Raw genomic sequence first — 21,265 nt, 5'->3', positions numbered from 1 at the left:
AGATGAATGGCATGGCGGGATCAGGTTGCGGTGACATTAGGCGTGCGATGGCGTAGATGGCCGGTCATGACCGATATACCCCAAAGCATGATGCCGATCCATCTGGGGCAGAGCAGTGCGTTGCCTGCAAGCCCTGAGGAAGCAGTTCTCGATTATGTGCCCAACCCCCGGCCGGGGAAGCCCTATCTGGTGCGATTCACCGCGCCGGAGTTCACATCGCTCTGTCCGGTGACGGGGCAGCCGGACTTTGCCCATCTGGTGATCGATTATGCGCCTGCCGCGACGATCGTCGAATCGAAGTCGTTGAAGCTGTTTCTGGGGGCGTTCCGCAACCATGCCGCTTTCCATGAGGATTGCACGGTGGGGATTGGCGAGCGGCTGTTTGCCGAGATGCAGCCTTTGTGGTTGCGGATCGGCGGATATTGGTATCCGCGTGGGGGGATTCCGATCGATGTGTTCTGGCAGTCGGGTGAGCCGCCTGCGGGGTTGTGGCTGCCTGCGCAGGATGTGCCGGGGTATCGGGGGCGGGGTTGAGGCGACCCTCGTCCACCCTCATCCAACTTCGCCTAGTCGGCGGTGCCGACAAGGCTCCGTATCCTTCTCCCGCGAGCGGGAGAAGGAAGTCAGAATAAAGCCCTCTCCCGCTGGCGGGAGAGGGTTGGGTGAGGGTGGGGGCGAGCTATGGGGGTACGGCGCACCAATCCTAACGCGGCGATGTTGCGGCAGAACGCGACGGAATGCGAGAAGCAACTTTGGGCCGCTTTGCGCAATCGGCAGTTGGATGGATTCAAGTTCCGTCGGCAGGCAACAATAGGTCCCTACGTCGTTGATCTGCTTTGCGCTGAACATCGCCTGATCGTGGAAGTTGACGGAGGCCAGCACGGCGATGAGGCTGACCTGTCGCGTACGCGTTTTTTAGAGCGACAGGGTTACTCGGTAATCCGCTTCTGGAATCATGAGGTCATCGAGAATCTCGATGGTGTGCTCGAGAGCGTTCGCCAAGCCCTCCCTGTTAAACAAACGAACAACAAAATTCCGACAACCGCTTGACCGCAGGCGAGAAAGGTTCGATCCCGCAACTATCATGGCACATGGCCGCCCGGGCCGTGCCGTTCTCAACGTGTCGGAGTTGCGAACCTGATGTCCCTTTCCAAAATTTCTTCCCTATTGCTGGCGGCCGCGCCGCTTGCCCTTGTTCAGCCTGCTATCGCCCAAACGCCCGCCGGGCCTGCGCCGGGGATCACGACGCAATTGCCGCGTGGGGCGGCTCCCAGTCATTATGCCATTGAGGTGGTGCCGGATGCGGCGAACCTCAAATTCACGGGCAAGGTGACGGTCGACCTGAATGTCGCGCAGGCGCTGCCGGTGCTGGTGTTGAATGCGGCTGACCTTAGCATTGGCAGTGTTACGCTGACGCCTGTCCAGGGCAAGGCGATGGCGGGTGCCGCGAAGATCGACGCGAATGCGCAGACGGTGACGCTGGATTTCGGCAAGCCGGTGCAGCCGGGCGCCTACAAGCTGGACATCGCCTATGGCGGCGTCATCAACACGCAGGCGAACGGGATGTTCGCGCTGGATTACAAGGACAATGCGGGGGCGCAGAAGCGGGCGCTGTTCACGCAGTTCGAGGCGCCCGATGCGCGGCGGTTCGTGCCGAGCTTTGACGAGCCGAGCTATAAGGCGACGTTCGATCTTTCCGCGATCGTGCCGACCGGGCAGTTGGCGGTCAGCAACATGCCGGTCAAGGCGTCGCAGGATCTGGGCGGTGGCAGGACGCGGGTGATGTTTGGCACTTCGCCGAAAATGTCATCCTATCTGCTGTTCTTTGGCCTCGGCGATTTGGAGCGCGCCACTAAAATGGCGGGCGCGACCGAGGTGGGCGTGATCACCGGCAAGGGGAATACCGGCAAGGCGCAGCTGGCGCTGGATGCTTCGGCGGCGATCCTGCCCTGGTATAATGACTATTTCGGCGTGCCCTTTCCGCTGCCCAAGCTGGATAATGTCGCGGGGCCGGGACAGAGCCAGTTCTTCTCCGCCATGGAGAATTGGGGGGCGATCTTCACATTCGAGCGGGCGCTGCTGGTCGATCCGAAATTCACTTCGGAAGGGACGAAGCGGACCATTTACTCGATCGTCGCGCATGAGATGGCGCATCAATGGTTCGGCGATCTGGTCACCATGGCCTGGTGGGACGATCTGTGGCTGAACGAGGGCTTTGCCAGCTGGATGGCGACCAAGGTCACGGACAAGTTGCAACCGGATTGGGAGATGCTGCTGACCCGTGTCGGCGGGCGTGAGCGGGCGATGGCATTGGATGCGCTGGTGACGACGCATCCCGTGGTGCAGAAAATCCATACCGTCGATGAGGTGAACCAGGCGTTCGACGACATCACCTATGAAAAGGGTGAGGCGGTTATCACCATGCTGGAAGGCTATGCGGGCGAGGATGTGTGGCGCGAGGGCATTCGCGGCTACATGAAGGCGCATGCCTATGGGAATACGGTGACGGACGACCTGTGGAAGGCGGTAGAGGGTGCGGGGGCCAAGGGGCTGGTCGGCATCGCGCATGACTTTACGAGCCAGCCGGGCATTCCGCTGGTGAAGGTGGACAGCGCGCAGTGCCGGGGCGGATCGACTTTGCTGTCGCTCAGCCAAGGCGAGTTCAGCCGCGATCGGAAGGATAAGGCGCCGCTGCGTTGGAATGTGCCGGTGATGGCGCAGACCGTGGGCGGGGCGCCGCAGCGGCTGATCCTGAATGGGACGGCTTCGGTGACGCTGCCGGGGTGCGGGGCCTATGTGATCAATGCGGGGCAGACGGGCTATTATCGCTCCCTCTATCCGGAGGTGAATGTGAAGGCGTTGGCGGCGGGTTTCACCCGGCTGTCGTCGATGGATCAGATCGGGCTGATGGCCGATAATTTCCAGCTGGGGCTGGGGGGGTATCAGCCGATCGGGTTGGCGCTGGACATGGTGGACGCAGTGCCCGCCAATGCGAGCCCGGCGGTGCTGGCCGAGGTGCCTGATTATCTGAACAGTGTCTATACGATGCTGGAGGGCGACAAGGTGGCGCAGGCGCGGGTGGCTGCCTATGCCTCACGCAAGCTGGGGCCGGTGCTGAAGGGCGTCGGCTATGATGCGAAGCCCGGCGAAGGCGCGCAGGTGCCGGTGCTTCGGTCGGCGCTGGTGGCGACGCTGGGTAGCATGGGTGACAAGGCCGTGGTGGCCGAGGCGCGGCGGCGCTTTGCCGAGCCTGCGTTGATGGAAGGGCCGCTGCGCAATGTGTGGCTGCGCATCATCGCCCACAATGCTGGTGCCGCGACATGGGACAAGCTGCGCGCGATGGCCAATGGCGCGAAGAGCGACCTCGACAAGAGCACGCTTTTTGCATTGTTGGGCGCGGCGAAGGATGAGGCGTTGGGGCGCAAGGCGCTCGACCTCGCCATGACGGATGAGCCGGGCAAGACGACGAGCGCGGCGATCATATCGGCGGTGGGTGCGGAGCATCCGATGCTGGCGGTCGATTATGTGCTGGCGCACCGGCAGCAATATGAGGCGCTGATCGATGTGTCGGCGCGGTCCCAGGCGATTGCGCGGCTGGGCGGTGGGTCGGCTGATCCGGCGATGGTGACGAAGCTGGACGCCTATGCGAGCCGTTATCTGACGCCGGAATCGCGCAAGGTGGTGGACCGGTCGATCTCCGCCATCAGGACGCGGATCGAGACGCGGGCGCGGCTGAAGCCTGCGCTGACGGCGTGGTTTGCCAAGAGGTGATTGGAGGGGCGGTGGAGTGATTTGCCGCCCTTTTCATTTATTGCGGCCAGGATGGACGGTGAAGAGGGTGGGTTGCTGACGCTCATCCTCCCCACGCTTCGCGCAGGGAGGATTTGGTCGAAATGGTTCACCGTTACCTCTTTAACCAAGCGGTGCGCTCGCCCAGCGGCGGAGGCGCGCATAGAGCGCGGCGATCACCGCCGCGAAGATGAGGAGCGCGGCGGGCACGGCCCATGGGTTTTCCGCCACCAGCGCGAGCGGGGCGTCGCTGTTGGTCGCCGCCACGATCCCGGCGAAGGCGACGCCGAACAGGCTTTCGCCCACGATGAAGCCGGTCGCCATCAGCACGCCCATCCGCTCGGCAAAATCGGGGTTGGACTGGCGCATCGCCCAGCGATTGTAGAGGTGGCCGATGACCGCGCCGACCGGGATCAGCAGGGTCAGCGCCATCGGCAGGTATATGCCCATGCCGACCGCGAGCGGGGGCAGGCGGAGCTTGCCTGCCTTGCCGAGCAGTTCGTCGATGGCGACGACTACTGCGCCGATCAGCGCGCCGGTGCCGATGAGGCCCCAGTCGAGATCGCCGCCCAGCACGCCTTTCGCCAGTGCGGAGATGAGCGCGGCCTGTGGCGCGGGCAGGGCGGTGGCCTTGGCTCCCGGAGCGCCTGCGAAGCCGAAGGCGCTGTTGAGGAGGTCGAGCACTGGCGGAATGACGAGGGCGCCGAAGATGACGCCTAGCACCAGCGCGACCTGCTGCTTCCAGGGGGTTGCGCCGACCAGCTGGCCGGTCTTGAGGTCCTGAAGATTGTCGTTGGAGATGGTGGCAATGCCGAACACGATGGCAGTGACGAACAGGGCATAGGCGATGAGCGCCTGGCTTTGTTTTGGATCGCCGCCCGAACCGTAGATGGCGGCGAGGATCAGCGATGCGCCGAGGACCGCGAGGATGCCGACGCCGGAGATCGGGCTGTTCGATGCGCCGATCAGGCCCGCCATATAGCCGCAGACCGACGCGATGACGACGCCCGCGACCAGGATATAGGCGAGGGTCAGGATGAGGATCGGAACCGGGTTGAGGGCAATCGGCCCGCCTTGCGCGAAATACCAGAGCAGCACGGCGATGGGCGCGAGCGAGGCGAGGATGGTGCCGCCGACGATGCCGATGGGCAAGTCCCGCTCGGTGAGTGCGAGGAGACTGCCGTCGCCTGCCTTGCGCTGCCGGGCGGCGGCCATGGCGGATCGGATGCCGCTGATGATCGGCCCCAATATCTTGAGCAGGGTCCAGATCGCCGCGACGCCAATCGTGCCTGCGCCGATGAAGCGGGCCTTCATGCGGAAGGTGGTGCCGACGACTTCGGCGATGTCGGCTCCCGCTGGCAGCGGCGCGGTGAGCCAGGGGACGAGGCCCACCCAGCTGATCAGCAGGCCCACGAACATCGCGACGCCGACCGACAGGCCGACCAGATGGCCGACGCCGATCAGCGCCATGGAGAAGCTGGTCGACACCGATGTCGCGCCGGCGCCGAATTTGAAGAAGGTGGCGGCTTCTTCGGCGATGAGCTTTGTCTTGGCGATGACGGAGAAAGCGGCTGCGGCGAGCGCGCTCATGAGGATGGCGGCAAGGCCGCGCTTATTTTCCTCCAGCCCTTCGCGGGAGCCTGCGCCCACTTTGAGCACTTCGGCGGCGGCGACCCCTTCGGGATAGGGGAGGTCGGACCCGGTGACGAGCGCGCGGCGCAGTGGGACTGAATACATGACGCCCAATATGCCGCCGAGCGCGATGGTGAAGGCGGACAGCCAATAGGGAAAGCCATGCCACCAGCCGATGATGACGAGGCCGGGCAGGACGAAAATGATCGCCGAGAGCGTGCCCGCCGCCGACGCGATCGTCTGGACAATGTTGTTTTCAAGGATCGTACCGGTTGCGAACAGGCGCAGCACCGCCATGGAGATGACGGCGGCCGGGATGGAGGTCGCGAAGGTGAGGCCGATCTTCAGCCCCAGATAGACATTGGCAGCCGTGAAGAGCAGCGTGATGAGCGCACCCAATATGACGCCGCGAAGCGTCAGTTCCGCCATGGGAGCGGACATGGGCAAGGCCTTGGCCGAATCAGTGGTCACCAGCATCGTCCCCCTTTGGGTGTGTTTTACAGATGTATGGTAATAATGTTGCTTGGCCGTGGATCAATTGGAAAGTGATACCGAACGCGATGCCGGTGCCGCCGCCATCTCCGTCCGGTCGAGCCAGCCGTCGACCAACCTGTTCCAGCGGCTGTATCCGCGCGGGTTCATGTGCAGCCCGTCGGGGCCGAACAGCGATGCGTCGGGCAGGCCGTCATGGGCGAGCAGGCTGCTGCCGACGTCGAGATATTCAAAACCGCTGACCCGGCTGCGCGCCGCCACGGTCATGTTGACCGCCGCCATCTTGGGCCAGAGCGTCCATCGGATGGGCGAGGGTTTGAGCGACAGATAGGCGATGCGCGCCTTGGGATAATCGGCGCGCAGCCTTTTCAGCAGCGTCAATATGTTGCGCGCGACGGTGTCGGGGCTGGCTCCGGCTGCAAGGTCGTTCTCCCCGATATAGACGAGTAGCGATCGTGGCGCGGCCCTGGGAAAGAGCCGGGAATAGTGATGCAGGACATCGGGCGTCGTCGCTCCGCCGAAACCGCGATTGACGGTGCTTCTGTCGGGGAAGCCTGCGTGTGTATCCCACAGCCGGATGCTGGAGCTGCCGAGGAAGAGGATGGCACCGGGCGCGCCGCTGTCCCTCTCATTCGCCTTGGCGAAGGCGGCGACTTCATTTGCGAAGGGAAAGGTCGGGTCGGCATTGATCCGGGATTCTTGCGCGGGGCGCTCGGTCGGCGCCTGCGCAGCGGCGATTCCGGCCAGGCCGGGCAGCAGCGCGAGGGCGGCGGCTACCCGCCACCATGCCCGTGCGCGGGACGGCGCCTTAATGGCGATGGAGCGGGCGCAGCTGATATTTGCCGTTGGCATAAGTCCCGAACATCCCCGCGATCGCCGGATGATCCACCGGCTCCCCGCTGTCGTCGGCCATCAGATTCTGCTGGCTTACATAAGCGACATAGCTGGTTTCGCCATTTTCGGCGAGCAGATGGTAGAAGGGCTGATGCTTGTCCGGCCGGGATTGTTCGGGAATCGCCTGATACCATTCCTCGCTGTTGGCGAAGACGGGATCGATGTCGAACACCACGCCACGGAAGGCGAAGAGGCGATGCTTTACGACATCGCCGATGCTGAAATGCGCATGGACAACAGGTGGCGCGCTGACATCGGCGCCGAAGATTGCAGTGGTGTCGGTCATGAAAAGCAATTTAGGGTGCTTGGTGAGTGTTACAAGAAAAATACGGTGCGGGCCGCTTGGCAAGCCGGTCATCATTCGCTAATGGCCGCCGCTCGACCGGGACGGCACATGCTGGACCTTCTGCGGAGAGGTGGCAGAGTGGTCGAATGCACCGCACTCGAAATGCGGCGTGCCGGAAACGGTACCGAGGGTTCGAATCCCTCCCTCTCCGCCACCATCCTGTCCTTTCACATCCGTTCCGAATCACTAAAGCCCAGCTTTTCTGCGGCTTTCAGCGGGATTCGCATCCACGTCCATCCCTGCCAGTCCACCGGTGACCGATTGGAAATGTGGGAAAGAATGTGGGAGATTTGGTGGCATGGGAAGGCTCTCCGCTACCGCTGTGAAGGCAGCAACACGTCCCGGGCGGCTCGGGGATGGCGACGGCCTGTTTCTTGTGATTCAGCCCGGCGGTGCCAAGAGCTGGGTGTGCCGGGTGCAGAAGAATGGCAACCGGCGCGACTTCGGCTTGGGCAGCGCATCCAAAGTCTCGCTGGCGACAGCCCGAGAGCGGGCGCGAGAAATCCGCACCTGGGTCGAACTCGGGCTGGATCCGAAATTCGAGCGGCGCAAGGCGCAGGGCATTCCCACATTCCGGCAGGCGGCAGCCAGAGTGATTGCCGCCCACAGCAAGACATGGCGGAATGAGAAGCACGAGAAGCAATGGCTCCAGACGCTGGAGGCCTATGTGTTTCCCCAGATCGGTCATGTGCAGGTTCATGAGATTACAGGACCCATGATCCGGAACGTGCTGTCGGATATCTGGCTCGCCAAGCCAGAGACAGCGCGACGAGTCCGGCAGCGGATCGGCACCGTTCTCGATTGGGCTTACGCTTCGGGCTATCGCGAGACGGAAGCGCCGATGCGCGCAATTACCAAGGGGCTTCCACGACAGCCCAAGAAGGACGGGCACTTCGCGGCCATGGCCTATGCAAAGGTGCCCGCTTTCATGGTGAGGCTCGCGGAGCGGGAATCCTTCAGTAGGTTAGCGCTGCGCTTTGCTATCCTGACTGCCGTCCGATCAGGCGAGGTTCGAGGTGCGGCATGGGAAGAATTCGATCTGGACGAGAAGCTGTGGACCATACCGGCCGCGCGCATGAAGGCGTCGCGCGAGCATGTCATTCCCCTGTCGATACCGGCGCTGGCGATTCTGGAACGGTGCCGGGAATTGCGGATCGGATCGCGCTCGCTTGTATTTCCTGGGGCCAGAGGTGACGCGTCGATGAGTGACATGACGCTCACGAAATTGCTCCGCGAGATGAAGGAGGACGCGACCGCCCACGGATTTCGCTCGGCTTTCCGGGACTGGGTCAGCGAGGAGACCAATCATCCCGGTGAAATCGCAGAAGCCGCTCTGGCTCACCGGGTCAAGGACAAGACGGAAGCTGCATACCGGCGCGGGAACCTCCTCGAGAAGAGGCGAAAGCTGATGGACGAATGGGGAGCATATTGTTTGAAGTAGTGACTGGACACCTTCTTCAATGCCTACGGAGCATCTTGCCGTCTGATAGCGGCCGTCTCACGACTTCAGCCGGAATGGCCTTCATGTTCGCTTCGTTCGTCTCTGTTGGTCGAACGCTGGAGGAAATTAACTTTGCAGCGGAACGGCGACAGCTGACCAGGAGGCTCTGCAAGCCCGCATGTCGGAACTGTCGCTGGCCCGCCAGGCGCTCGACCTTGATCAGATCCTCCCCTTCTATCAACCCAAAGTCGATTTGGAATCGGGTGCCATCGCAGGATTTGAGGCACTATTGCATTGGCGCGACGGAATGCCTGGCGCATATCACGGACCCGGAACAATCTCCGCCGCTTTCGAGGATGCCGAACTCGCCATCGCTCTTGACCAGCGCATATTCAAGCTGATCGCGGCCGACATCCTTCGGTGGAGAAGGCGGGGACTCCCGATCGGTCGTATCGCCTTTAACGTGTCAGCCGCATCCTTTCGACAGGAGCATTATGTCGCGGGCTTGATGGAACGCATCGATCGCGCAGGCATCTCCGCATCTTGTCTGGAACTGGAAGTCACTGAAACGGTGCTGCTTGAGGGGGCTTCTCACAACGTAACGAAGACATTTGAACAGCTTCGGCGCGCCGGGATGACAATCGCACTTGACGACTTCGGCACAGGCTATGCCTCTCTCATCCACCTAAAGCAGTTTCCGGTTGATGTACTCAAGATTGATTGTTCTTTTGTTCAATCCCTCGACGATCCGATCAACGCGGCGATCGTCCGCGCGATCGTCAACCTCGGAAGGGATCTGGGAGTCACGACGGTCGCCGAAGGGATCGAAACAGGAGGCCAGGCAGATCGCCTGCACAGGAGCGGGTGCGATCAGGCGCAGGGTTATCTCTTCAGTCCAGCCGTAGCAGCAGATCAGATCCCTGCGCTTCTTGCCGATCAAACTGCAAGACGGAGCCGACGCGAGAGGCGTAGTGCCAGAGAACGGCGCATGCATCGGCCCTCGAGCAGCATCTCAAAAAGAGCGATTGAATGCGATCGCACGCCTTGAAAGAGCGGTATTTGAATCCACCGCCTGATGGCGGAATGCGATCAAGAGCTTTATAGGCTTCCAGTATGGCCGCTACTTTCTGAGTACCGGCCTTCACTCCCGGAGACGGTCCCGCGAGGGCAATGCCGTCGCCGGGAGACTAAAGATCGCCGACAACAACCGCTAGGCCGCATCACATTCCAGCAGTATTTGGGAAGTGTGGCCTCCCACGGTTCGTGCCATCCGTCGCGAAGATCCTACTTCCGGTCGAAGGCGACCGCCAATCTGCCGAACAAGGGCCGCGAGGATCCCGTCTACCGACTCCATCTTGACCGAAGGCTGGATCGATATGAGGTCGAAACATTCGTCAGGCTTGCAATTATTGAGGGGCAAGAATGTCGGCCCAGAAGGTGATTTCCTCATAAAGCTGCATGCCTTCCGGGTCCTCCCAGTCTCGCCGGTTGGGATCCCATCGGCCCACGACGGGCTGATCCTCCTCCCACAGCAGCATCCGTCGACCATCTTTTCGGTCAGATGGCAGATCAGAAATAGGGTTCCAGCCTGAACTGCTCGGCAACGTCATACGCGTCCCTCGGGTGAGCGACGCCCTGAGCCTTGGCCTTCATCGTCGCGCCTATGTCCACTCGGGGCGACGGCCAAAGCCGGATGTTCGAAACCTGACCAAAGGAACAGGCGCATGCGCCTTTACCGTTGCCGGCTGGACATGCGCGCATGCCACCCGGCCCCAGTAAACTGTGACCGAGCATCCTTTGGTTCGGGGTTTCGACGCCCCGCTCCCACGTATCTTGGGAGCCGGGCCAGATTGCTGGGTTTGGCGAAGTTATCAAGCCAAATTTCGCGCTTAATGACGTGGAGGAGATGCAGCCTGCATCAGAAATTCACATGCTTCCTCAAGTCGGCATCAGGACCGCCGCCGACCGCAGGACGCCTGAAATCAGGTGCTCGATGACTTCGTTTTGAAGTGAAAACCAGCGAGGATAGCTACAACCAAGGCCACGTCCGCAACCATCATTCAGGCAATGAGGATGGTGAAAAGCCGCCGAGCAGGAGGGCGGTTTGCCCATCCTCGCCGCGGGATCAAAGGCCGGAATTTGTGAGCGTCGTTGTTGAAATCTGAGACGCTGAAAAGGCAGATGTGAGGGGATTTAAGGTACGGCAAGATTAAAGCCCTGCCTCCTGATGCGGCCGGGAATGGCGCCTGCACAGGGTTTTTGATGGAGGCATGCCGACGGCCATGCCTCCACAGGGCCGGAGAATGCAGCACCTTCGGTCTTGGCGATGGAGGCCCTTGCACGGCGGGCCGACCGCTTCCCATCCTTTCCCGCATTCCTAGGGAAAGGACCACGACATGGCCGACGGCGACGATTTCGATCTCTGGCTCGGACGCATCGGCCGCGACACGCCGACCGTCGGCAAGAGCCTCGCCCGGGCTCGCCGTGTCGGCGGTGGCGGCAGTGCTGGCCGCCGCTTCACCGGCGCCCGTCTGGGGCGCGGCAATGGCGTCGGGCGGGTGCTCGGCCGGGGCTCACCCCGATCCGTCGCCAGCGCCCGTCGCGTGGTGGTGAAGAGCCGCATCGTGAAGCTGGGCAAGGGCATGGCAGCCGCTGCCCATCTCCGCTATCTCCAGCGCGACGGCACGACCCGAGAAGGGGAACGCGGATCGCTCTATGGCCGCGACACCGATCGGTTCGACGACAAGCCCTTCCTCGAACGCTCGGCTGGTGACCGCCACCAGTTCCGCTTCATCGTCGCGCCGGAGGATGGCGCACAATATGATGACCTTAAGTCCGTGATCCGTCAGCTGATGGAGCAGGCCGAGAAGGATTTGGGCACGAAGCTCGACTGGGTGGCGGTCGATCATTTCAACACCGGCCATCCCCACAGCCATGTCATCGTGCGGGGTAAGGACGAGACCGGCAAGGATCTCGTCATCGCCCGGGATTATATGACCCAGGGCCTTCGCGCCCGCGCTGCCGGGATCGTGTCCCTGGACCTTGGTCCCCGCACGCAACAGGAGATCGCTGCCAGCATGGCAAGAGAGATCGAGCAGGAGCGCTTCACCGGCATCGACCGAACCTTGATGCGGCAAGCCGATGAAGAGGGTGTCATCACCGTCACCAAGACCCATCCGGGCCAACATGCTTCGCTCATTGGGCGGCTACGCACGCTGTCCCGTCTCGGCCTTGCCGAGGAAGGCAGGAACGGACGCTGGACGCTCGATCGTGAACTGGAACCGACGCTGCGCCGCATGGGCGAGCGTGGCGACATCATCCGGACGTTGAACCGCGAACTGCGGGAAGCAGGGATCCATCGCCCGCCCCACAACCATAGCCTGTACGATCCCGCCCACGGAGAGGCGATCATAGGCAGGGTCGTCGCCACGGGCCTGTCCGACGAGCATCGCGACCGGCGCTACCTCATCATCGATGCCCTCAATGGCCACAGCCATTATGCCGACATCGGCGAGGACCAGCAGGCCTTCCCGACTGCAAGTATCGTCCGCCTCTCGCCCGCACCGATCGAGGTACGCGATGTCGATCGCACGGTGGCTAACATCGCTGCCCAACATCAGGGGCGCTACAGTGTCGATCTCCATCTCGCGCAAGACAGGACGATAACGGAGAGCACAGCGGAGATGCATGTCCGCCGACTCGAGGCCATGCGGCGGCTGATCGGCGTGCCTGAACGGCAATCTGACGGCAGCTGGGTCATCGGTGAGGATCATCTGATTGACACCGAACGCTATGAACGGGAGAAAAGTCGGCGCCTGCCGGTCCGCATCGAAACGCTGTCCGTCAGGCCGCTCGAACATCTCGCCGCCCATGATGGCGTGACATGGCTGGACCGCGAGATGGCGAGCGATCAGCCGCAGCCGCTTTCCGGCGGGTTCGGGGCGGATGTCAGGAAGAGCCTTGCCCAGCGGCAGGCATGGCTTGTGGAGCAGGGACTTGCAGAGCAGCAAGGACAAGGTGTTCGCCTACGCCGCAATCTGCTTCTCCTCCTCCAGCAGCGCGAGCTCAGCCGGACCAGCCAGCAGATCGAACGGGAAACGGGGCTGCGGCACATCACGTTGCGGCCCAGGGAGCCGATTGAGGGCATCTATCGCCGCGCCATAAACGTCGGGGACCAGCGCTATGCCGTGATCGAGAGGGCGCATGAGTTCAGCCTCGTGCCCTGGCGCCCGGTCCTCGATCGGGCCGTTGGCAAGCCTGTGTCGGGCGTCATGCGTGACGGTCCAATCAGCTGGACCATTGGCGGCAGGAATAGGGGATTGGGCATCGGCTGACCGGCCGCCCTCCGATAGACACCTGACGGCACCATGGAGGCACTGTCGCCCCATAGCGGCTTGGCGGATGTTGCGGGCATGAAGACGTTCAAGACCCGCCATCAATTCTACCTCCCCGATAGCCTGTCGGCGAAGCTGAATGCGCTGACCGCCGATCCCGGCACGTCGAAGACGCAGATATTGACCGACGCGCTCAACGCATGGCTCGACCGCAAGGGCGCGCAGGAATTGGACCAGCGGTTCGGGCCGCGGCTTGACCGGCAGAACCGGACGGCCGATCGGCTGGAGCGCAAGGTCGATGCGCTGACCGAGATGCTGGGCCTGTTCATCCGGCACCAGCTGACGCTGGTTGCCGACCAGCCGCCATTCGACAGTGACACCGCCCGCCTCGGAAGGACGCGCTATGTCAGCTTCATGAAGCTGGTCGAGCAGCGCCTGGTGAGGGCCGACAGCGGCGAAATAACCGCCCTTGCGAAATCGGAGGAACAGCCATGAGCCTCGAGCCATCACCCGCGCCGATCACGGTCCGCATCAAGGATGCCTGTCGCATGACCGGTATCGGCCGATCCAAGCTCTATCTGCTCATTGCCGATGGAGAGATCGAGACCCTCAAGGTCGGTAGCATGACGCTCATACCGGTCGCCTCGATCGAGGCCTTCCTCCGCAGTCGGCGAAAGGGCAGCTAAGCGCCAGTCTCGGTCATAACGCTCCGCTGCCGATCGCCTGAAAGCGGACATAGTTGCGGCTGGTCGGCAATGGAAAGCTTGCTGAAAGCGGCCTTGCCGAGCAAGATCAAAGGATGATCGTCACAGTAGCGTTCGATGTAAAGAATCACGTTGAAGTGATGGAGGGCTGGCCCATCGAATTGGGTAATACGAGCTTCTTCCTGGAACGTGAAGCCAATGTACTAAAGCGCGTTTGCGGCATCTCAGCCAGCATCGCCATTCATTCAACAAGTTCGCAACCAACTTCCTTGGTGCCATCTACCTCGCCGCCGCTGCCGCCGCCGTGGCGTGGTGAGTATGAGTCGGCCCTTGTTGCTTAGTTGAAAAATTTCAACTATTGAGCTCAGAAGCTCCGATATGCTGGCAGCACCCGGCCATCGTATCCGGCACTGCTCGTTGCACTGATGTCAGGCGGCGCAATAACGCCGCTGCGCATGACTGAAGCTGATGATACAAAAGGGAGGGAATACATTGAAAAAATATTTGAAGCGCAACCTGATGCTGTGTTGCGCTGCTAGCGCATTGGCGTTGCCAACCGTGGCGCATGCCCAGGATCAGGGCGCCTCTCCAACGACGCCAAGCCAGACGCGGACAGAAGGCCTGGGCGCAGTGACAACTACGGACATCGTTGTGACCGCGACCCGTGTCGCGCGTAACCTGTCCGACGTTCCGATGTCGGTTAACGTCGCTACTGGCGAACAGCTTGAAAAACTTCAGCTGTTCGACACTAAGGACGTCCAACAACTGGCTCCGGGCTTAGAGTTGACCAACACTTCGGGCCGTAACAACACAACCACCCTTCGCGGCCTTTCGTTTGATCCCGATTCAGGCGTCACCCCCACTGTTCAGACTTACGTCAACGAAGTTCCCGCTGACGCTCAAACTGTATTCACTGCCTTGTACGATATCGGGCAGATCGAAATTCTTCGCGGGCCTCAGGGTCTTGAACGTGGTCTCCCGTCGCCGGCTGGTGCCATCACCATCACGACGCGTCGTCCTGTCTTCGATGAAATAACCGGCTATGCGCAAGCAAGCGCGACAGACGACAAAGGTTATAACTTCCAGGGCGGTGTGAACCTGCCGTTTTCCGACAAGTTCGCGATCCGCGTTGCTGGTCTGGTTGATCACAACCAGGTTAACCAGGTGAGAAATATCAGCAATGGCGACCGTTCCCGCGCGACTACGATGAGCGGTCGTATAACGCTTGGTTTCAAACCGAGCGACGCGTTCACCGCTTATCTGACCTATCAATATCTTGAAGCCGATACCCGGCAATATACCCAGGTTGTTGGCACAGGATCGACTGGTCTGGCAGGTACATCAGGTCCAGCCTTGGGCGTTGATGACTATGCATCGGTCATGGAAGGTCCGGCACGTTTCAAGAATCGATCACACCAGATTACGTTCAATGGCCACTGGGATATGGGGCCAGTCTCACTGGATGGACTGGCTGCGTATCAGTATTCCAAGCTGGGTCAGGCGCGCGATCAGGACACCACCAACGCCATTCCGGGCTATGTGGCCGTCCAACGTATCGAGACACCGTTCAAGATTCCTACCTTTGAGCTTCGGCTTTCGACGAATGATGACGGCTCGCTCGGCGGTGGTATCGGTGCGTTCTACACCAAGCAGACTGGTACTACGCGGGTAGATCAGCCGGCAGACAACTTCTTCACGGCTTTTGCACCTGCGTCGCTGGGCCTGTTCCTGCCGATTGGGGTCAATGTCATTATTCCCGCAGACGTTGAAACATTGTCTTTCAACGCGTTCGGACATGCGCGTCTGGGTAATCTCAAGATTGAAGGCGGTTTGCGCTACACCAAATATCATAACATACTCGTCAGCGACACGTTTGTCAGTTCGCCTGGCTATCCGGGCTTTGCCCCCTTTGGCATTGATCCGATTGATCCGTTCACTGTCAATCAGGACGGTATTCCAGCAGCCCTGCGCGACCAGGGTACGCATGCGTTCACTGGCGGCGTGAACCTGACCTATGAGGTCAACGACGCCCTGAACATCTATGCCTCCTATAATCGGTCATTCCGCGCCCCCACGGCAGGCGCGTCAGTGCCTGTGGGCTTGTCGAACGACCTGATCGTCACAGATGACGAAAAGACCGATGCTTTTGAAGTCGGCGTGAAGGGTTCGGCGTTCGACCGGAAACTGAACTTTGCTTTCGCCGCCTTCTATCAGAAGATCGACGGCTTCGTGTCGCGCTTTACAGGTGTCACCTATGACTGCCCCAACCTGCCAGCGGCATTTGGCGGGGGCTGCGACAACGTTCCGCCGGCATCGCCGGTGGGCACGCCTGGCGATCGCGTCAACGACGGTGGGTTCGATTTCAACTATAATGGCGACGCAACGGTCAAAGGCGTAGAATTGACCCTTGATGTACATCCGACGACTTTCTGGGATTTTTCGGTCAGCACCGCTTATGTCAAGGCGCGGTATTCCAAGGGTGCCCGGCTGCCGTGCAACGATTATAACGGCGATGGGGCGCCGGATTCGGAGGGAACTCCAGCAATTACCGGACCGGGCAATGTTAGTTTCTGCAAGCTTGGCAGGTTGTCGGATACACCGAATTTCAGTCTTTCGGCCAACAGTGAGTTGCGTTTCCCGATGGGTGGATCGTTCACACCCTTCGTGCGCGGGCTGATCAACTATCGTCCCGCGGTATTTTCGCAGCTAAGGAACTTCAACTATCAAAGCCGTACCATTCTCAATGTCTATGCGGGTGTCCGCAGCGATGACAGCAAGTGGGAACTGACCGGATTCATCAAAAACCTCATTAATCAAAAGCGGATCACGGACATTTCGGCCGCCATCGGCCAGACCGCGGCAGCGGATGGCAGCGTGTTCGACTCGGGTTACCGGACGATCAACGCGACCGCGCCACGCGAGTTTGGCGCATCGCTTGCCTTCCGGTGGTAAGCTGCGCGGCAGCAACGAAGTAAATTGAAGGGACTGGCCGTCGCGGGTTCGCAACGGCCAGATCTCTTTTAGCGGACGCTGGGAAACGGGGTTGAACTTCTGCCGATCACTTCGATCGGCACTGTCAGATCAAATGCACTGCTCGTTAGGCGCTGGTAAGCAGATTCCATGCCGTGGCCCGCACCTGCCAGCCCAATCCGCTACGTCAACTCTTCGCGAGAAATCATCCGCCTGGTGGTGATGATGCATGTGCGATTTCCCCTGAGCCTGCGGAACGTTGAATAGATGGCCTTCGCTGATATGTCGCTGCGGTGGACCGGCTGGGTATACAAACAGGATGGAGAACAGCCGCCGTTTGCCTTTCGGCGACGGGAAAGAGCGACGCTCCGCTTCAGGCAGATGAAGGCACTACAGAAATTCGCCTCTGTTCACGCCAGCATCCACAACCATCTTTCCCTGGAGCGCCACCTCATCGACGGCAGACCTTTAAGGAGAGACGCTCAGCCGCACTGGCGGAGTGGCGGTTCCGCGGCCTGAGTCCCTGCCTCTTCATCCCTTGGTGCATGCAGCGAAGAGCGATTCGGTTTGTCTGACAGCACTACCTCGAATCTCCGGTTGGCCCGCTCCCGTTCGGCCGTCAAGTCGTTCGCGAGATCGACATCACCCGGTAGCCTCAGGTATCCAGCGCCAATTTCGGCGGGGCACGGCAGTAAAGGGAGTCGTTCCCGCCTAAATTTGGGGCAGGTGACGGCGCCCAAATGTGGGGTCACCGCTCGTGTCGCGGGGTTCGAGCCTCGCGGTGTAGAGAAGGCCAACCTACACTGGCACCCTTGATCGACTGATCCTTCAATGCTTAGGACAGTGCCATGATGGAAGCCGATAGCAATGAACAATCGATGGACCTTGGCATGGTGCGCCCCGGGAAATCTTCCCGAGGCTCTAAAACGGTCGACATGATACTTCGATCTGCCGTTCAAGTGTTGATTGAAGAGGGATCGGCGGCGTTCACATTGAAACGGATCGCAGAAAAATGCGGTTTGCAGATAGGCAACGTCACGCGCCATTTCCCTCGAAAGGAAATGCTTGTCCAGTTACTTCTTCATGAAATCCTCGATTCCAGTGAAGAACTCCTAAGACATCGCGTGTATGAAACTAATATGCCTGCCGAAGACGCGCTGACTCTTGTGATAACCGGCACGTTGGAAGGCGCCAAGGCGAAAGGAACAACGCATTTAATGACAGAACTTTGGGCCATGAGTAATCACAATGAATTTGTGGCGGAGCGCGTGGAGGCCTTATACCAATATAGTCACACATTGATTGGTTCGTTCGTAAAGCAGCTGAATCCCTCGCTTAACGACGAGGAAGTTGAAGCAGTCTCGATCTTCATCAATGCCGCAATGGAAGGCATGACAGTCATCGCAGGTCATGGTAAGCCATGGTCGAAAAAAATGCCGCTTATGCAAATGATCGGAGCGAATTCGCTCGTCAAAATGGCGAAAACCATCACTCCGGCCGAAATACGCATACTGAAGGCCCGGCCAGACGAAATGGCTGCGGAAAAACGGGGTGCGACGCAAAAGCGGGCGCCGAAATAGGTTAAACTCAGAGCGTGCGGCCAAGCGCGCGGCCCACGCCGGGTGGCCCCATCGCTAAATCATGCTTCGATAACGAACTTGGACGACGAGTCTTGCGCTCGGCCCATCGCTGGCGCTCGCGATGGCGCGGTAACCCCACATAAACCTGTTGACAGGAAGTTGAAAATATTCAACATAAGAAATGTTGATAAATATTAACGTAAGAAGGAAGGCGCGGTGCTTGGCTCAGCGACGGTCCGCTGCCCTATGCGATTTGGTTTAACCGACAAGGTGGCACTGGTAATTTCTTTGAGCTTAGCGCGCGACGAGACGACCTGCTTCAAGGAGTATCACGATGAAGCTTCAGCATCTTCCTAACGACGCCACCGTCGAGGAAGCGATAAAGGTGATCCGTGAGCATGGCCATGTGATCATAGATGAGCTGGTTCCAGGTTCCGTTATCCATCAAATCCTGACGGATATGCGGCCATATACCGATGCTGCGCCGTTCAGCGAAAATGAGTGGTTCGGTAATGGAAGTCAACGCGTCGGCAATTTGATCGCACGCTCGGAAACCGGTCGCGACCTCGTGATGAACCCTTTGGTACTTGGCGTCGTGAAGGACGTACTTAGCCATTCACCGATCGTTCAGCTCGGCGCAACCGAGATGATCTCATTGAAGCCAGGTTGTCCCGCGCAATTTATTCATCAAGACGAAATGACTTTCGACAGCTTTCCATTTCCTGATGACTATATCGTTTCTTGCAATACCTTGTGGGCATTAACGGACTTCACCGAAGAAAATGGCGCGACCCGGGTTGTTCCAGGAAGCCATGCCTTACCGCGTGCGGAATATAGGTTGGAAGACACGCTGCCAGCCGAGATGAAACGTGGTTCCGTGATGATTTTCACGAGCAAGCTGTGGCATGCCGGGGGCAGCAATCGATCGAAAGACATCCGACGCGCGCAGGCGATCAACTATTGTGTTGGCTGGGTCCGGCAGGAGGAAAACCAGTTTCTGGCCTGCCCGCAAGATATCGCCCGAACCCTGCCTGACGATCTTCTGAAATTGATGGGGTATCAGATCGGCTTTGGCTACGGCCACGCCGGGGCGCAAGCGGACCCCTTGACTGCACTCAGGCAGGCACACCCCTGATACGTGCCGGGATGAAGGACGCGAGATAGCGATCAGGGTGAGATCACGGTCTCACTAGCGATATCATTCCAGATCAAAGACTGAAGGATCGTGAAATGTCAGTTGGAAACACAATTTCGATAGATGACTATCAGACCGAGCAAATGAAAGCGACAGTAGTGGTGCCACTGGATTTTCAGGACGCTCTGCCGCAACCTACGCCGGATCTGGAAACGGCAAAGGCCGACTTTGAACGAGCAGGCTATGCGATCCTGACCGCCGCGATCTTGCCAGACAAGGTCGAACTCGCCCGGCAGGTGCTGGCTTCCGAAATTGCCCACGAAGAGGCGGCGGACATCACTCGGGTAAGCCAGTTCTTTGTCGATCCCGATGCCAAGAATCGGCGTCTGGACCGCTTGCCCGATCGGCATCCGGTGTTTCTCGAACTCCTCGAACAGCCTGTTTTGTTGGACCTCGTCAAACACATCCTCGGACCCACGGTGCTTAACGAAAGCTACCTTGTTCAAAGCCTGGATGCCAATGTCACACGTCCAGGAAGCGGCGCGCAATTCATCCACCTGGACGCTGCCCGCGACACCCATGATCAGGCCGTTCCATACCAGGCTCGCTTCATCTGGTGCCTGGATGCGTTTGACGAGGAGAATGGTGCGACGCGTGTCGTCCCTGGCAGTCATCGCTGGAACGACCGGATCGATATGTCTGGTGCAACATTCTACGAGTCGGTGCCAGCCATCGCCCCTGCTGGCTCGCTGCTCATTTACTCGGATATGCTGCTCCACGGCACAGGGGCAAATGTATCGACTGACCGGCAGCGGGCATCCATCAACTTTGGTTACTGCCCGCCCTGGTGTCGGCCGTTGATCAACTTTCCGCTCGTTCTTGATCCGCGCACGATGGACGGCGCGTCACGTACGCTCCGTCAGTTGCTGGGCTACAGCTCTGTCGTGAATGGCTTCGATTCACCCTGGAACTCGGCTTCGGAAGAGCTGCGTTCCATGACGGTCCCGGCCACCATCGAATACTGACCGTAGGAGCGGCGCAAGGCAGTCGGTACGCGGCGGTGGCGGCATCGCCACTGAACGCAAGTCGGTGCCTGGTGCGGACTCGACGGGGAAGGGGTCGGGAAGGCTGGAAAGACACCGGCGTACCCCGGTCGGCGTACATTTTGCGAGAGCAGCCTATGCACACCGCTTTCTCATTGAAGGGTTCGATGTTCGAGATCGAGATGAACGGTCATGCGGCGGATCGGGAGGAGCTGCTGGACTGGCGGCCCGATGATCGGCTGGCCGTCATTCTCACCTCGCCCCTGAGCGCACTGGGTGCCAGCATGCTGTTACAGCTGGTGACCACGGCCTATTATGATGTGCGCCCCAGCCGCCGAAAGGCGCCGCATTATGCGGAAATCTACCTGCTTCATTCTGGCGGGCGCTATGGCGACTTCTCAAGCTTTGACGTGGTGCCCCGTCGGGAGGTCTTTCTTCCAGCCGATCCCGACGCGCTGATCGAGGCGATCAACGATCGCGCGATTACCCACCTGGCTATTCCCGACGGAACTCCACGGCATTTGACGTTCCCTTGGAAAGAGCCAGAGGTGGCGCGCGATCGCATCCGGCATTGCTTTGCCTATACTGCCCAGGGACGCACCAGTAATGCCGATATTGCGATCATGTCGCGGAACCCTGATCTGCACCAGGATGTCGAACTGGCGCTCGAACCAATCGCGCTTGCGGAGAGTATCGAGCGCTACATCGACGCAGGCGATGCGGATGTTCAGCTTTATTCAAGAGAGCTGGCGCAGCGTGTGCGCAGTCGATTGATTGAAATTAGTGCAGACGAGAAAATAACCGCAAGAAAATATCACGACGCCATTTGGGATGACGGCGTCATGCGGCAGACTTTTCGAAAGATCAGTGTCGACGCCGCGCTCTCGCTGCTCTGACACACGTCT

The 21,265-nt window shown here is 60.1% G+C and carries 17 protein-coding genes, 1 tRNA gene and 1 pseudogene; 16 read left to right on the top strand and 3 right to left on the bottom strand.

Features of this window, described 5'->3' with window-relative positions:
- Positions 1 to 87: 87 nt before the first annotated feature.
- The 3 genes from queF (at position 88) to IZV00_RS10975 (ending at position 3,771) form a co-directional block, all read left to right on the top strand.
- Positions 88 to 534 (top strand): preQ(1) synthase, encoded by a 447-nt coding sequence (gene queF, locus IZV00_RS10985; protein WP_443020081.1) that lies wholly within the window; start codon positions 88 to 90, stop codon positions 532 to 534.
- 147 nt (positions 535 to 681) lie between these two features.
- A complete protein-coding gene (locus tag IZV00_RS10980; protein WP_196224679.1) occupies positions 682 to 1,050 on the top strand; it encodes an endonuclease domain-containing protein in 369 nt (122 codons plus the stop codon).
- A 90-nt stretch (positions 1,051 to 1,140) separates the two neighbouring features.
- Positions 1,141 to 3,771 (top strand): M1 family metallopeptidase, encoded by a 2,631-nt coding sequence (locus IZV00_RS10975; protein ID WP_196224678.1) that lies wholly within the window; start codon positions 1,141 to 1,143, stop codon positions 3,769 to 3,771.
- A gap of 141 nt (positions 3,772 to 3,912) precedes the next feature.
- On the opposite strand, the gene IZV00_RS10970 is transcribed toward IZV00_RS10975, so the two are convergent.
- The 3 genes from IZV00_RS10970 to hspQ all read right to left on the bottom strand — a co-directional run bounded on the left by IZV00_RS10970 (position 3,913) and on the right by hspQ (position 7,093).
- Positions 3,913 to 5,850, bottom strand: coding sequence for an OPT family oligopeptide transporter (locus IZV00_RS10970; protein ID WP_196226621.1), 1,938 nt, complete (start codon positions 5,848 to 5,850; stop codon positions 3,913 to 3,915).
- 105 nt (positions 5,851 to 5,955) lie between these two features.
- A complete protein-coding gene (locus IZV00_RS10965) occupies positions 5,956 to 6,765 on the bottom strand; it encodes a GDSL-type esterase/lipase family protein (RefSeq protein ID WP_196224677.1) in 810 nt (269 codons plus the stop codon).
- The gene (gene hspQ, locus IZV00_RS10960) at positions 6,722 to 7,093 is read right to left on the bottom strand and encodes a heat shock protein HspQ (protein WP_196224676.1); all 372 of its coding nucleotides are present in this window, start codon (positions 7,091 to 7,093) and stop codon (positions 6,722 to 6,724) included. Before hspQ ends, IZV00_RS10965 begins: the two co-directional genes overlap by 44 nt.
- Positions 7,094 to 7,217: 124 nt before the next feature.
- On the opposite strand from hspQ, the gene IZV00_RS10955 reads away from it, so the two are divergent.
- The 13 genes and pseudogenes from IZV00_RS10955 to IZV00_RS10895 all read left to right on the top strand — a co-directional run bounded on the left by IZV00_RS10955 (position 7,218) and on the right by IZV00_RS10895 (position 21,256).
- Positions 7,218 to 7,307: transfer RNA gene (locus IZV00_RS10955), tRNA-Ser, on the top strand.
- 144 nt (positions 7,308 to 7,451) lie between these two features.
- Positions 7,452 to 8,594 carry a tyrosine-type recombinase/integrase gene (locus tag IZV00_RS10950; protein ID WP_196224675.1) on the top strand — a complete coding sequence of 381 codons (1,143 nt, stop codon included), beginning with the start codon at positions 7,452 to 7,454 and terminating at the stop codon, positions 8,592 to 8,594.
- 178 nt (positions 8,595 to 8,772) lie between these two features.
- The gene (locus IZV00_RS10945; protein WP_196224674.1) at positions 8,773 to 9,642 is read left to right on the top strand and encodes an EAL domain-containing protein; all 870 of its coding nucleotides are present in this window, start codon (positions 8,773 to 8,775) and stop codon (positions 9,640 to 9,642) included.
- A gap of 1,348 nt (positions 9,643 to 10,990) precedes the next feature.
- Complete coding sequence (gene rlxS / locus IZV00_RS10935) at positions 10,991 to 12,928, top strand: relaxase/mobilization nuclease RlxS (protein WP_196224672.1); 1,938 nt, start codon at positions 10,991 to 10,993, stop codon at positions 12,926 to 12,928.
- Positions 12,929 to 12,961: 33 nt separating this feature from the next.
- Entirely contained in the window at positions 12,962 to 13,423 is a 462-nt protein-coding gene (locus IZV00_RS10930) for a CopG family transcriptional regulator (protein ID WP_230463185.1), read from the top strand.
- Entirely contained in the window at positions 13,420 to 13,614 is a 195-nt protein-coding gene (locus IZV00_RS10925; protein ID WP_196224671.1) for a helix-turn-helix domain-containing protein, read from the top strand. Before IZV00_RS10930 ends, IZV00_RS10925 begins: the two co-directional genes overlap by 4 nt.
- A 53-nt stretch (positions 13,615 to 13,667) precedes the next feature.
- Positions 13,668 to 13,973 carry a hypothetical protein gene (locus IZV00_RS10920; RefSeq protein WP_196224670.1) on the top strand — a complete coding sequence of 102 codons (306 nt, stop codon included), beginning with the start codon at positions 13,668 to 13,670 and terminating at the stop codon, positions 13,971 to 13,973.
- 151 nt (positions 13,974 to 14,124) lie between these two features.
- Positions 14,125 to 16,584 carry a TonB-dependent receptor gene (locus IZV00_RS10915; RefSeq protein ID WP_196224669.1) on the top strand — a complete coding sequence of 820 codons (2,460 nt, stop codon included), beginning with the start codon at positions 14,125 to 14,127 and terminating at the stop codon, positions 16,582 to 16,584.
- 331 nt (positions 16,585 to 16,915) lie between these two features.
- Positions 16,916 to 17,177 (top strand): annotated as a pseudogene (locus tag IZV00_RS21540) (hypothetical protein); the annotation flags it as partial.
- 273 nt (positions 17,178 to 17,450) lie between these two features.
- Positions 17,451 to 18,182, top strand: a complete 732-nt coding sequence (locus tag IZV00_RS10910) for a TetR/AcrR family transcriptional regulator (protein ID WP_230463184.1) — start codon at positions 17,451 to 17,453, stop codon at positions 18,180 to 18,182.
- Between the two features lie 334 nt (positions 18,183 to 18,516).
- A complete protein-coding gene (locus IZV00_RS10905; RefSeq protein ID WP_196224668.1) occupies positions 18,517 to 19,317 on the top strand; it encodes a phytanoyl-CoA dioxygenase family protein in 801 nt (266 codons plus the stop codon).
- Between the two features lie 95 nt (positions 19,318 to 19,412).
- Positions 19,413 to 20,342, top strand: a complete 930-nt coding sequence (locus IZV00_RS10900) for a phytanoyl-CoA dioxygenase family protein (protein ID WP_196224667.1) — start codon at positions 19,413 to 19,415, stop codon at positions 20,340 to 20,342.
- 155 nt (positions 20,343 to 20,497) lie between these two features.
- A complete protein-coding gene (locus IZV00_RS10895; protein ID WP_196224666.1) occupies positions 20,498 to 21,256 on the top strand; it encodes a hypothetical protein in 759 nt (252 codons plus the stop codon).
- The last annotated feature ends 9 nt before the right edge of the window (positions 21,257 to 21,265 follow it).

Origin of the sequence: Sphingobium sp. Cam5-1 (assembly GCF_015693305.1) — a bacterium.
Classification (GTDB): domain Bacteria; phylum Pseudomonadota; class Alphaproteobacteria; order Sphingomonadales; family Sphingomonadaceae; genus Sphingobium.
Note: the sequence above shows the minus strand (reverse complement) of the source record. Positions and strands in the feature narration are given on the sequence as shown.